14 protein-coding genes are annotated in these 12,611 nt (G+C 62.8%); 7 read left to right on the plus strand and 7 right to left on the minus strand.

Annotation, left to right across the window (positions count from 1 at the left end; translation table 11 throughout):
- Positions 1–50: 50 nt before the first annotated feature.
- From O4H62_RS17235 to rocF, 4 genes are all read right to left on the minus strand, one after another.
- A complete protein-coding gene (locus O4H62_RS17235; RefSeq protein ID WP_269389715.1) occupies positions 51–986 on the minus strand; it encodes a LysR family transcriptional regulator in 936 nt (311 codons plus the stop codon).
- 125 nt (positions 987–1,111) lie between these two features.
- Positions 1,112–1,594: a YaiI/YqxD family protein gene (locus O4H62_RS17240; RefSeq protein WP_269389717.1), complete on the minus strand. Its 483-nt coding sequence runs from the start codon at positions 1,592–1,594 to the stop codon at positions 1,112–1,114.
- Between the two features lie 69 nt (positions 1,595–1,663).
- A complete protein-coding gene (locus tag O4H62_RS17245; protein WP_269389719.1) occupies positions 1,664–2,716 on the minus strand; it encodes an ornithine cyclodeaminase in 1,053 nt (350 codons plus the stop codon).
- Between the two features lie 41 nt (positions 2,717–2,757).
- Positions 2,758–3,681, minus strand: a complete 924-nt coding sequence (gene rocF, locus O4H62_RS17250) for an arginase (protein WP_269389720.1) — start codon at positions 3,679–3,681, stop codon at positions 2,758–2,760.
- A 239-nt stretch (positions 3,682–3,920) separates the two neighbouring features.
- On the opposite strand from rocF, the gene O4H62_RS17255 reads away from it, so the two are divergent.
- Positions 3,921–4,364 (plus strand): Lrp/AsnC family transcriptional regulator, encoded by a 444-nt coding sequence (locus O4H62_RS17255; protein ID WP_269389723.1) that lies wholly within the window; start codon positions 3,921–3,923, stop codon positions 4,362–4,364.
- A gap of 150 nt (positions 4,365–4,514) precedes the next feature.
- Complete coding sequence (locus O4H62_RS17260; protein ID WP_269389725.1) at positions 4,515–4,763, plus strand: hypothetical protein; 249 nt, start codon at positions 4,515–4,517, stop codon at positions 4,761–4,763.
- Positions 4,764–4,789: 26 nt separating this feature from the next.
- On the opposite strand, the gene O4H62_RS17265 is transcribed toward O4H62_RS17260, so the two are convergent.
- On the minus strand, positions 4,790–5,563 hold the full coding sequence (locus O4H62_RS17265) for a MipA/OmpV family protein (protein WP_269389726.1): 774 nt from the start codon (positions 5,561–5,563) through the stop codon (positions 4,790–4,792).
- Positions 5,564–5,807: 244 nt separating this feature from the next.
- Between O4H62_RS17265 and O4H62_RS17270 the strand changes: the two genes are divergently transcribed.
- The gene (locus O4H62_RS17270) at positions 5,808–6,368 is read left to right on the plus strand and encodes a MaoC family dehydratase (RefSeq protein WP_269389728.1); all 561 of its coding nucleotides are present in this window, start codon (positions 5,808–5,810) and stop codon (positions 6,366–6,368) included.
- Positions 6,365–7,525 (plus strand): CaiB/BaiF CoA transferase family protein, encoded by a 1,161-nt coding sequence (locus O4H62_RS17275; protein WP_269389730.1) that lies wholly within the window; start codon positions 6,365–6,367, stop codon positions 7,523–7,525. Before O4H62_RS17270 ends, O4H62_RS17275 begins: the two co-directional genes overlap by 4 nt.
- A 10-nt stretch (positions 7,526–7,535) precedes the next feature.
- Here O4H62_RS17275 and O4H62_RS17280 read toward each other — a convergent pair whose 3' ends face one another.
- Together O4H62_RS17280 and O4H62_RS17285 are read right to left on the minus strand one after the other, a co-directional pair.
- Positions 7,536–8,372, minus strand: a complete 837-nt coding sequence (locus tag O4H62_RS17280; protein ID WP_269389732.1) for an amidohydrolase family protein — start codon at positions 8,370–8,372, stop codon at positions 7,536–7,538.
- Positions 8,373–8,459: 87 nt separating this feature from the next.
- Positions 8,460–9,242, minus strand: a complete 783-nt coding sequence (locus tag O4H62_RS17285) for an IclR family transcriptional regulator (RefSeq protein ID WP_269389733.1) — start codon at positions 9,240–9,242, stop codon at positions 8,460–8,462.
- A gap of 166 nt (positions 9,243–9,408) precedes the next feature.
- Between O4H62_RS17285 and O4H62_RS17290 the strand changes: the two genes are divergently transcribed.
- The 3 genes from O4H62_RS17290 (at position 9,409) to O4H62_RS17300 (ending at position 12,610) form a co-directional block, all read left to right on the plus strand.
- Complete coding sequence (locus O4H62_RS17290; RefSeq protein WP_430538461.1) at positions 9,409–10,725, plus strand: ABC transporter substrate-binding protein; 1,317 nt, start codon at positions 9,409–9,411, stop codon at positions 10,723–10,725.
- Between the two features lie 119 nt (positions 10,726–10,844).
- Positions 10,845–11,741, plus strand: a complete 897-nt coding sequence (locus tag O4H62_RS17295) for a carbohydrate ABC transporter permease (RefSeq protein WP_269389734.1) — start codon at positions 10,845–10,847, stop codon at positions 11,739–11,741.
- 2 nt (positions 11,742–11,743) lie between these two features.
- Positions 11,744–12,610 (plus strand): carbohydrate ABC transporter permease, encoded by an 867-nt coding sequence (locus tag O4H62_RS17300; protein WP_269389735.1) that lies wholly within the window; start codon positions 11,744–11,746, stop codon positions 12,608–12,610.
- Position 12,611 lies beyond the last annotated feature (1 nt).

Consider the following 12,611-nt stretch of genomic DNA (forward strand, 5'->3'; position numbering starts at 1 on the left):
CGGAACCGGATTTCAATGCCTATAGTATGCAAAGAAAATGCAGTTCGGTTTCAAATTTTTCCTGAAGATGTTGATGCCGCGGCCCGGTCTATCTCGGCGCGGATCCCCTTGATGACATGGTCGATGAACAGCTTGACCTTCGGATCCTGCAACCGCTTGTGAGGATAGAGACAGGAGAAGGGTTGAGGCGTCTGCGGAGTCGATTGTGCCACTTGCACCAGGCGGCCGGCGTCCAGCTCCGCTGCGACATCGTAGCGGGTCTTGCTGGCGATGCCGCAATCGGCCAGCGCCCAGGCCGTCAGCACATCGCCGTCATCGCTTTCGAGTGACCCTTCGGGATGGAAGGCGCGGACTTCACCGTCGACCATCAGGTTCCAGTAGAACTCCGTTGCGCCGGGATAGCGCAACAGCAGGCACTTGTGCTTTTCGGCAATGATCTCGTCACCGCTTTCCGGCATGCCGTGCTTCTTGACATAGGCGGGTGAGGCGACCAGCACGCGCTCGAACTCGTGGATCGCCCGTACCCTCAGATCCGAATCGGGAAGCGGCCCGAGCACGAAGGCGGCATCGAGCCCTTCCTGGGCAATGTCCACCTTTCGGTCGGACAGTCTGAGCCGGACATTGATGTCGGGATATTCCGCCTTGAACGCGGGTATCAGCGGCGCCACCAGCTTCTTGCCAAGCGCCAGCGGGGCGGAGATGAACAGCGTTCCCTTCGGCTGCGCGGTGATTTCGGCGATGCCGCCTTCGACTTCCCTTATCGTATCGAGGATCTTGATCGCGCCCTTGTAGAACAGCTCGCCATGCGCCGTGGCGCGCAGGCTGCGGGTGGTGCGGTTGAACAGCCGCACGCCGAGGCTCTTTTCGAGATCCGAGATGCGGCTCGAGGAGACCGCCGCCGACACCCGCAGATCGCGCGCGGCGGCCGACATGCTGCCCAGCTCGTAAACGCGCACAAATGTCTTGAGCATGTCCACATAGGCCATGAGAGATATCCCCCGGTAAGCTGATCGGCTCAATTGAGCGCGGGGCGCGCCGATTGTCCAGAAGAAATGGAAAACAAGGACGATTGCCTTGTATGAGGCGAAAATGACAGGCCTGAATCGGGCGTTCAGCCGTGCCGCTTCAACCGTACCAGGGCCAGATCGAGCGCCGAGAGAAAGCGTGACCGGTCCTGGCGGGAAAACGGCGCCGGGCCGCCGACCTGCGCGCCGCCGGCTCTCAGGTCCGCCATGATCGAACGTGTCGCCACCGCCATGCCGATCGAATCATGGGTGAAGGGTTTTCCGGTATGGCTCATCACCGCTGCAGCGTCCGCCTTCAGGCAGCGCTCTGCCAGCAGGATGTCGGCGGTCACCACAACGGCGCGCCTGGTCACATGCTCGACAATGCGGTCGTCGGCGGCATCGAAATTTCCCGGTACGATCTCGCGCTCGACCAGCGGATCGGTCTCGATCCGGAAGTAGCTGTTGGACACGAACGTCACCTTGACGTCGTGGCGCAGCGCCACCTTGACGCATTCCTCGCGCACCGGGCAGGCATCGGCATCGACAAGCAGGCGGATCGGCGGGGTTTCTAGGTCAGCACTGGTCATGCCCGTCCATACCCCGTGTCACCGCCTTCGCCAAGCCGGTTGCAGCACGGTTTCCGGGCCGCGCGGCGGTCAGGCTGGCTCGGCGGCGCGTGTCAGCATGCCGAACAGGTCGCGCGGATCGTCCGGATCGGCGATCATGTCGAGCTGCTGGAAGTGGCCGGTCTTCAGGGCCCGCTGGTAGACATATTTGAGCGCCGAGAAATCCTCGATGGCAAAGCCGACGCCGTCAAACAGCGTGATCTGTGACGCCGACTTCCGGCCCTGAACCTCACCGGTGATCACCTGCCACAGTTCGGTGACCGGGTAATCCTCCGGCATCTGCTGGATCTCGCCCTCGATCCGCGTCTGCGGCGGATATTCGACGAAGATCTCCGAGCGCAGCAGGATGTCCTTGTGCAGCTCGGTCTTGCCCGGGCAGTCGCCGCCAATCGCGTTGATGTGGATTCCGTCACCGATCATATTGTCGGTCAGGATGGTGGCGTACTGCCTGTCGGCGGTGCAGGTGGTGACGATCTGTGCGCCTTCCATCGCCTCCTGCGAGGAGCTGCAACTTGTCACCTTCAGCCCGGAGCCGGCGAGGTTGCGCGCGCATTTGGCCGTTGCCGCGGGGTCGATGTCATAGAGCCGCACTTCTTCGATACCGACCACCGCCTTGAACGCCATCGCCTGGAACTCGGACTGGGCGCCGTTGCCGATCACCGCCATCACCTTGGCACCCTTCGGTGCCAGGTGCCGCGCCGCCATCGCCGAGGTCGCTGCCGTCCTCAGCGCCGTCAGCACCGTCATCTCCGAGAGCAGCACCGGGTAGCCCGAGGAGACCTGCGCCAAGAGCCCGAAGGCGGTCACCGTCTGCAGGCCCTGCTTGGTGTTGGACGGGTGGCCGTTGACATATTTGAAGCCGTAGAGATCGCCGTCCGAAGTCGGCATCAGCTCGATCACCCCGACATCGGAATGGCTGCCGACCCGCGGCGTCTTGTCAAACAGCGGCCAGCGGGTGAAATCGTGCTCGATGACGTCGGCCAGTTCCTTCAGCATCGTCTCCATGCCGATCGAATGAATGAGCCGCATCATGTTCTCGACGCTGATGAAGGGCACATAGGCCAGGTGCGAAGGAGGGGTCATTTGTCTGTCTCCGGTGGTGAGAAGGGGGATGGTCGCTGACCTCAGAGGCTTCGGTTGATGCGGTCGAACACCTTGCGGCCCATCAGGCTGGCGGTGAGATCGACCATCAGCCGGGCGGTGCGTCCGCGCTCGTCGAGAAACGGGTTGAGTTCGACCAGGTCGAGCGAACTGACAAGGCCGGACTCGTGCAGCATCTCCATGACCAGGTGCGCCTCGCGGAAGGTCGCCCCGCCGGGCACCGTGGTGCCGACCGCCGGAGCGATCGACGGATCGAGAAAGTCGACATCGAGCGAGACGTGCAGAAGCCCGCCCGCCGCCCGCACCTGGTCGAGGAAGGCGCTCAGGGGCGCGACGAAGCCGCGTTCATCGAGTTCGCGCATGTCGACCGGGGTGATGCCATGGCCGCGCAGCGCCGTGCGCTCGTCAGGATCGACCGAGCGGATCCCGAACAGGCAGATGCGATCGGCAGGCACCGGGTCCGGAAACGGCGGAAAGGCCTCGAAGTCTCCAAGCCCGGCCAGATAGGCGACCGGCGTGCCGTGCAGATTGCCCGAGCGGGTGGTCATCGGCGTGTGAAAATCGCTGTGGGCGTCGAGCCACAGCACGAACAGCGGCTGCCCCTGCCTTTGGGCGTAGGCGGCAACACCGGCCACTGTGCCGAGCGAAAGACTGTGATCGCCACCGAGGAAGACCGGAAATCCGGCCGCCATGGCCGCCTCGGCGGACGACGCCAGCGCTTGCGTCCAGGCAATCGTTTCGGCCAGGTGGTGCACCGCCGCATTGGCGCAGGTCCCGGCGGCAAGCGGCCTTGGCGCGACGTCGCCGCGGTCCTCGACGCTGCAGCCGAGTTCGGCGAGCGTTTCGGAAAGGCCCGCGACCCGGTAGGAGGCCGGTCCCATCAGACAGCCGGGGTTGGATTGACCGCTGTCGACGGGCGCGCCGACCAAAATGCAAGGCTGGTTCATCGGATTTCCTCTGTTCGGATAACCCGTCGCAGAGGCCGCTGGCGGTTGAAATGGGAAGTTTGTCCGTTCCGGGCGGCAATACCGCGCTTGTGTCAGTCAGCTTTGCCAATTTGGCAAAGCCGGGTGGCAAGAAGCAGGCGTGCTCGCCTTGAAATGAAGAAATACTTGGCTCTTTGCTAAGCTTGATTGGTCGATTATGATCAAATCGAAAAATCACGTGACCAGATCGGTAGCAAAGCATGTCAACATTGGACGATATCGACATTCGCCTGATTGCGGCACTCAGGCGCGACGGGCGGGCGTCGATCTCCGATCTGGCGGGAAAGCTGAAGCTGGCCCGCGCCACCGTGCGCAGCCGCATCGAGCGGTTGATGGCCAGCGGCGAGATCGCCGGGTTCACCGCTCTCACCCGCGCCGACGTGACGGCGGCGCCGGTGAGGGGGCTGACCATGATCGGCATTGAGGGCAGGGGGACCGAGCGGATCATCGCCCATCTGCAGGGCATGCCGGCGGTTCAGGCGGTGCATTCGACCAATGGCCGCTGGGACCTGATCATCGAACTGGCGACCGACACGCTGCAGGAACTTGATGACACGCTGGTTCGCATCCGCCGCTTCGAGGGCATCACCTCCAGCGAGACCAACCTGTTGCTGTCCTCCCGCCGGGCGTCGACCCGGCGATGATCTGCCCTTCCGGACAAAGTGCGCATCGGGCGGCGCGGGCTCATTGCCGAGGTGCGACGATCGGAACCAATGCCGGACTTTGGCGTTGATCCGGGAGGACGGCTTTGGCCGTCATTTACCTCGCCAGAAGCTTCGAAAGGGACCCGCACCATGCCCCATCAGGATGTGAAATCAGACGTCAGGACGATTGTCGAAGACTCCGGTCTGTCCGATGCCGACAAGATCGATCTGCTTCAGCGGATGCACGAAAGCGTCAGGGCCGAAATGCGCGCCGCGACCGAAAGCGCCATGGTCAATGACAACGATGTCGGCGACGAACTCAAGCATATCGAGCAGGCGCTCAATGAATTGTCAGCCGATGTTGTCTCCCCCGAGGATGGCGGCGGCGCCACCTTGTAGATGAAGCGCGCCGCGCAGGCGGGATCTCAGAAGCCGATGTCGAAGCGGCGAACCACGCCGAACGAGGCGCTGTACTGGTTTTTCGAACCCTGCGCCGTGATCGGCGATCTGGCGGCATCGCCGGTCAGCCGCGACCAGCCGGCATCCGCCTCGACTGCCCAGTTGTCGTCAACCTGGAACCGCACGCCTGCTTCCAGACCGGCGCTGTACAATCCGCCCGATGCGGTCGTCGCCGGATAGAGCGCGGAAGCTTCCGCCGCGGTGACGCCGAAATAGGTGTTCGTGAATTTGGAGCTGCCGAAATTCAGCCGCGGGCCGGCATGGAAGGTCCACTGATCGCCGGACCTGAAGATGGCGTCGGCGCCGAATTCGGCGCGCACGCCCTTGTGGCCGCCGAAGCCCTGCCTTACAGCGCCCGTCACCCTGAAATTGCCCGTCTGGTACTTCGCCTTGACGCCGAGTTCGACCGCGGCGTCGATGGTGTTGAGCCCCGTCAGTTCAGGAGAATTTGCGGTCGAGCGCCGCCCGATCACGTCGATCGACGGGCTGAGCGAAAAACCCTCTTCAGACCCGCCGCCGATGGTAAATCCGTTCGGCAATTCCAGGCGCTTGAGCCGGAACAGCGGAACCGGCGAGAGCACCAGCTTGCTGGCACCGAAATAGCGTGGCGCCACCTTGCCTGCCGCACCGAGTTCAAACGAGATGCCCGGACTGCGGGCGTCCTGCGCCTGAGCCTGCGGAATGAACGCGGCGGCTGCAGCGACAAGCGGAAGTGCGGTGAAGCGGCGGGGTCTCATCATTGGTCGGTCCTGGGTACGAACTACTGTTTCAGTTGTCAGTCACCATAAGTGGTGAGGGTTAACAACCCTGTGTTTGGTCACAAATACGGGAGCGTCTTTCTGCACACTCGCCACCGATCTGTCGTTTCCCGGCCTCCTACGCAGGACTGTCCCTGCCGGATCAGCAGCGCCGAGCGGACGATCCGCCTCTTGCCACATAATCCATATGTGAATATGTTATTCAAATAGGAATTTTGGAGGGGTCATGAGATCTTCGTTCGAGCCCACGGTGGGCGTTGCCAGCACGCATCCGCGCAACATGCCCCGGGAGCATGCGGAGCTGCCGGTCTGGAACGCCGAGAACTGGTTTTACGAGGACTGGCAGCCCGGTCACCAGATCCGGTCGCTGCGCCGGACCATTGCCGAGGGCGAAAGCCACATGTTCAATACCCTCGTGGTCGACATCCATCCTTACGTACAGGACCAGATGTTTGCCGAAAGCGAAGGCATCTTCGGCCGCCGCCTGGTCGCCGGCGCTTTCGTGTTTTCCGCCGGCCTCGGACTGGTGGCGACCAACTGCGTAAACGCGTTTTCCTATGGCTACGACAAGCTGCGCTTCATCAAGCCCGTCTTCATCGGCGAGGCCATCTACACGGTGCGCACCAATCTCGACAAGAAACCGCGCTACCCGGACATGGGGCTGATCCGCGCCAGCTATGAAGTGTTCAAGGGCGAAGGCGAGCTGGTGCTCTACTGCGAGCACCTCCAGACGGTGAAATACAGAAACCCGGCCGAGTTTGCCGGCAGGACCGAAAAGACATCATGACAACAGATACCGACCTGCCACTGGATGGCCTCGTCATCCTCGATATGAGCCAGTTCCTGTCGGGGCCCTATGCCACCTTGCGGCTGCAGGATCTCGGCGCACGCGTCATCAAGATCGAGCGTCCCGGCGCGGGGGATCTCTCGCGCTCGCTTTATCTCAGCGATACCGAGATCGGCGGCGATTCGACGATCTTCCACGCCATCAACCGCGGCAAGGAGAGCCTGGCCATCGACCTCAAGAACGAGGCCGATCTCGACGTGCTGCGCGCGCTGATCGGCAAGGTCGATGTCCTTGTCCAGAATTTCCGCCCCGGTGTCATCGAGCGTCTCGGCCTCGACTACGAGACTGTTCGCGCCCTCAATCCGAAACTCGTCTACGCTTCCATCAGCGGCTATGGCGAGGAGGGCCCCTGGGTCAAGCGCCCGGGCCAGGACCTGCTTGCGCAGGCGCGCTCGGGGGTGATGTGGCTGAGCGGCGACGATGGCGACGGCCCGGTGCCGATGGGGCTCGCGATCGGCGACATGCTCGCCGGCGCCGCCACCGCGCAGGGGATCCTCGCGGCGCTGGTCAAGCGCGGCATTTCCGGCCGCGGCAGCCATGTCGAGACCAGCCTTCTCGAGGTGCTGGTCGATTTCCAGTTCGAGGTGCTCACCACCTATCTCAACGACGGGCGGCGCATGCCCAGGCGCTCGGGCTTCCGCAGCGCCCATGCTTATCTCTCCGCACCCTACGGCGTCTACGAGGCCAGCGACGGGTTCCTTGCAATTGCCATGACGCCGATCCCGCGGCTTCAGGATCTGCTGCAGCTGGATGCGCTGGCGCCCTATGCCGCCGATCCGAAATCCTGGTTCACTGCCCGCGACGAGATCAAGCGCCTGATTGCCGACCGAATCAAGACGAAAACGGTAGATGAATGGCTGGCGATCCTGGAGCCGGCCGATATCTGGTGCTCGCGCGTGCTCGACTGGGACGACCTGATGCAAAGTGAGGGTTTCGAGGTGCTCGACATGCTGCAGCGGGTCGAGCGCGACGACAATGTTTCGATCCTGACCACCCGCTCGCCGATCCGTGTCAACGGCCAGCGGCCGAAAACCACCCGCGCTGCCCCCCGCGTCGGCGAACACAGTGCGGCGATCAGGGCTGAATTCGGGCTTTAGAGGCTAGCCCTCAAAGGTTCCAGATGCGCCGGGCGTTTCCGGCGAGCAGCTTCTGCTTTTCATCCCCGCTGGCGCCGTTCGTCAGCGCATGCGTCGCCGCGACCCATGCCATCAGCCCGCCGCCGAGCGTGCAGACCGGCCAGTCGCTGCCCCAGACCACCCGGTCCCAGCCGAAGCTCGAGATCGTGTGCTCGACCCAGGGCCTGAGCGTGTCCGCAATCCAGGTTTCCGGATCGGCATAGGCGATGACGCCTGAAATCTTGGCGACCACGTTGGGGCGCCTGGCGAGCTCGGTTATGTGGTCCTGCCAGGGCTGCCTGGCGTCGCCCTTGATGTCGGGAACGCCGCAATGGTCGAGGATGAAGGTGACGTCGGGCGCGAGATCCGCCAGCGCCATGGCATTGGGCAGCTGGCGCGGCAGCACGCACAGATCGAAGGTCAGGCCGGAGCCGGCCATCCGCTTGATGTTGTCCCGGAACAGCGGCTGCTCGGACACTTCGTCCGGCATCACGTGCAGAACCCGGCGAAAGCCCTTGACCAGCGGATTGTGGCGCTGTCGCTCGAGATAGGCCGCGAACTCCGGTTCTTCCGGCCGGCAGGAGGCGATGGCGCCGGCAATCAGACTGTCGGGACGCTGCGCCAGCGTAGCAATGTAATTGGTTTCGTCCTCGATCCGCTCCGGCGCCACGTCGACTTCCATGTGCAGCGTCCGCGCGATGCCGGCGCGGCGCGCCTCCAGCTCATAGGCTGAATAGGGCCAGCCCTGGTTCAGCGCAGGGACGGTCGCCAGCCAGGGGTAATCCAGCGTCCACGGGTCCACGACATGCAGATGGGTGTCGATGATCATGCGGGTTCCTCCTCGAATGCGCCGGCTTGCCGTGCCCGGGCACGGACCACATACTCCCACAGGGAAATAGACTATTCAAATAAGAATTCAGCCTGGCAATTCGAAATCGGCGCCGGCCAGTTTCGACAGCTGCCGCGAGGTTTTGGTCAGCATTTCCTGGGTCTCGGCCATCTCGGGCGCCTGGGATACGTTGACCAGGCTGATATAGGGGATGGTCAGCGCCGCGATGGCGCGGCCGTCCGGGCCGAGAACCGGGGCGGAAAGATTGAAGACGCCGGCGGTCTGGGCGCTCGGCATGACCTCGTAGCCGCGCTCGCGGATCAGGTCGAGACGCTCGAAGAACGCGCTTTCGAGCTTTGGCTGTTCGCCGCTGGCCGAATACTCGTTGATCATCATCTGTCGTTCTTCGGGCGAGCGGAAGGCCAGAAGCACGTGGCCCGATCCGGTGTCGTAAAGGCTGATATGCGAGCCGACGCGGATGGATATGCCCCAGTAGCCGGGTGCTTCCTGCTGCGCCACGACGACCACGGAACCGCGGTCGAAGACGGCGAGCTGGTTGGCCTGCCGGGTTTCCTCGGCAAGCTCGCGCATGAACGGCGTCGCGTAGGACACCAGCCGGCGAACCGGGACATGCAATTGCGCCAGGCCGAAGAGCTTGAGCGTCAGCGAGTAGCGGTCGCCGTCGAGCCGGGTGACATATCCGCGCCGCACCAGCCGGTCGAGCATCCGGTAGAACTCGTTCGGGCTGCGGCCCAGCCGCTTGGCGATCTCCGCCTGGGTGAGCCCGCCATCGATTTGTGCAAGCAGCTCGAGAATGTCGAGACCTTTGTCGAGCGCTGGCGCCCGGTAGCGGTCGTCTTCGGTTTCCATGTGTTTCTCCGTAAATCTCGAAATTCATATACGCATAATGGGTTCAAATAACAACGAAACATTCCCTTGACCGCTGGTGAAGATGATGTTTGTATATGAATGAACCTCTCATCTGTGAGGGTTCGAGGGGGTGACCCCAGGAGTTAAACGTCTCGGGAGGAGGCTCATGAACAAGCTATTGACCGGCGTATCGGCCGGTGTCGTTCTATTGATGGCCGGCGGAATTGCGGCTGCCCAGGAATTGCCGGGCAAGTTCGAAGGCGTGACCATCGATGCCAAGCTCATCGGCGGTCAGCAGTATGAGAACCTCTATTCGCGCATCAGCGAATGGGAAAAGGCGACCGGCGCGACCGTCAACGTCATTTCGAAGAAGAACCACTTCGAACTCGACAAGGAAATCAAGTCGGACATCGCTGTTGGCGCGATCAGCTGGTGCGTTGGCTCGAACCACTCGTCCTTCGCGCCGCAGTATCCGGGCATCTACACCGATCTGGCAGTACTTCTGCCCGCTTCGGAAATCGACGCCTTCGTCGACGCCAACATTGCCGCGTCCACGCTTGACGGCAAGCTCGTCATGCTGCCGCGCGCGCAGTTCGACGTCTCCGCTATGTATTACCAGAAGAGCCTTTACGCCGACGAGACCAACAAGGCGAAATTCAAGGAGAAATACGGCTATGACCTTACGCCGCCGGACACCTGGGAGCAGGTGACCGACCAGGCCGAATTCTTCGCCAATCCGCCGGACTTCTATGGCACCCAATATGCCGGCAAGGAAGAGGCCATCAACGGCCGCTTTTACGAAATGCTGCGCGCCGAGGGTGGAGAATATCTCAACGCCGATGGCGAACCGGCCTTCAATTCGGAGGCCGGCGTGCGGGCGCTGAACTGGTTCGTCGATCTCTACAAGGCCAAGGCGGTCCCTGCCGGAACGACCAACTATCTCTGGGACGACCTCGGCCAGGGCTTTGCATCGGGAACCGTCGCGCTCAATCTCGACTGGCCGGGCTGGGCCGGGTTCTTCAACGACCCGGGCGCATCCAAGGTGGCCGGCAATGTCGGTGTCGTTGCTCCGCCCAAGGGATCTTCCGGTGCGCGCACCGGCTGGTCCGGGCATCATGGCTTCTCCGTCACCGAAAACTGCGCCAACAAGGAAGCTGCAGCGTCGCTGGTCTGGTTTCTCACCAATGAGGACAGCCAGAAGCTGGAAGCCGGCGCCGGTCCGCTGCCCACACGCGATGCGGTCTGGGACTGGGTGATCGAACAGGCCAAGGATGATCCATACCGCAAGGAAGTCCTCGAAGCCTTCCAGGAAGCCGCGAAGGGCGCCTATCCGGTTCCCCAGTCTCCGTCATGGATCGAGATTTCCAACGCGGTCTATCCGGAACTGCAGGCCGCCATTCTTGGTGACAAGACCTCGCAACAGGCCCTCGACGATGCCGCTGACAAGGCCACGGCCATCCTCGAGGATGCAGGAGAACTGTAAAGCCTCCTCCCGGAAGAGGGCGCGGGACCTGCCTGCGCCCTTTTTCCCCCAAGCCGGTAGGCGCACGCCCCAGGCCGATGCGCTATGACTGTTCCCGATAATTTTGATACGAGGATCCGATGAGAGGCTGGAAGCCTGCGCCGCATATCCTGCTGCTGCTGCCGGCCTTTGTCGTGCTGGCGGCGGTCGTGGTGGTGCCGCTGTTGCTGTCGCTCTACTCGAGCTTCACGCCGTTCCGGCTGACCCGGCCGGATTCGATCTACACCTTCATCGGTTTCCGCAACTACCTCCGGCTTTTCGCCGACCAGGAATTCTGGGTCGCCTTCGGCCGCACCGTCTTGTTGCTGACCATCGCGCTCAATCTCGAGATGGTGCTTGGGCTGTTTCTGGCGCTGCTTGTCGAAAAGGCCACGCGCGGCCAGCGCCTGCTGCGCACCATCATGATGTTTCCGATGATGTTCTCGCCGATCCTCGTCGGCTTCCAGTTCAAGTTCATGTTCAACGACAACATCGGGCTTGTGAACAACGCCCTGCAATCGCTCGGCCTGACCGATCGCGCCATCCCCTGGCTGATCGACAGCCAGCTGGCGTTCACCTCGATCCTGATTGCCGAGATCTGGTCCTCGACCTCGGTGTTCGCCATCTTCATCCTCGCGGGGCTGATGGCGATGCCCAAGGAGCCGCTCGAGGCGGCCAAGGTCGACGGCTGCACGCCGCTGCAGAGCTTCCGTTATGTCACTTGGCCCTTCATCATGCCGTTTGCCTACATCGCCATGACCATCCGGTCGCTCGACATCGCCCGCGCCTATGACATCGTCAAGATCATGACCGACGGCGGGCCGGCCAAGCGCACCGAGATCCTCTGGACGCTGATCTCGCGCACCGCCTATTCGGACGCCCGCATGGGGCTAGCCAATGCAATGGCCTATGTCGCGATCTTCCTGTCGATTCTGTTCACCATCCTGTTCTTCCGGCAGCTTGCGAAAGCCCGCCAGCAGATCGGCGCGGAGTGGTGATCATGGACGAGAACCAGACCAACCGCATCAAGCAGATCCTGCTGAAGATCGGCCATCTCGTCGGCCTGTTCATCGCCATGGCGATCATCTGCCTGCCGGGCCTGTGGATCGTGCTGTCCTCGCTCCGCCCCACCGTCGAGATCATGGCCAAGCCGCCGGTCTGGATCCCTGAGAGCCTGTCGTTCGACGCCTATATCGCCATGTTCTCCGGCGTCGGCCAGGGCGGCATCCCGGTGCTCGACTATTTTCGCAACTCGATCATCATCTCGGTCACCTCGACGGTCATCGCGCTGGCGATCGGGCTGGCCGGCGGCTATGCCTTTGCCCGCTACCGCTTCCGCGGCAAGACTGCGATCTTCCTGGGCTTCATGCTGACCCGGACAGTCCCGGGCATCGCGCTGTCGCTGCCGCTGTTCTTCGTCTATGCGAAGCTCGGCATGATCGACACCCATTTCGGGCTGATCCTTGCCTATGTCGCGCTCAACGTGCCGTTCACGGTCTGGCTGATCGACGGCTTCTTCCGCCAGGTGCCGCGCGATCTCGCCGAGGCGGCCCAGATCGACGGCTGCACCCGCTGGCAGGCCTTCTGGCAGGTCGAGTTTCCTTTGGCCCGATCGGGCATTGCCTCGGCCGGCATCTTCGCCTTCCTGATCTCCTGGAACGAGTTCGCGCTCGCCTCGCAGCTGACGCGCTCGACCAATTCCAAGACGCTGCCGGTCGGCCTGCTTGATTACACCGCCGAATTCACCATCGACTGGCGCGGCATGTGCGCGCTCGCCGTAGTGATGATCATCCCGGCGCTGACCCTCACCTTCATTGTCCAGAAACACCTCGTGTCCGGCCTGACCTCCGGCGCCGTCAAGGGATAGT

The sequence above is a fragment of the Parahoeflea alexandrii genome (assembly GCF_027214025.1).
GTDB lineage: Bacteria > Pseudomonadota > Alphaproteobacteria > Rhizobiales > Rhizobiaceae > Hoeflea > Hoeflea alexandrii_A.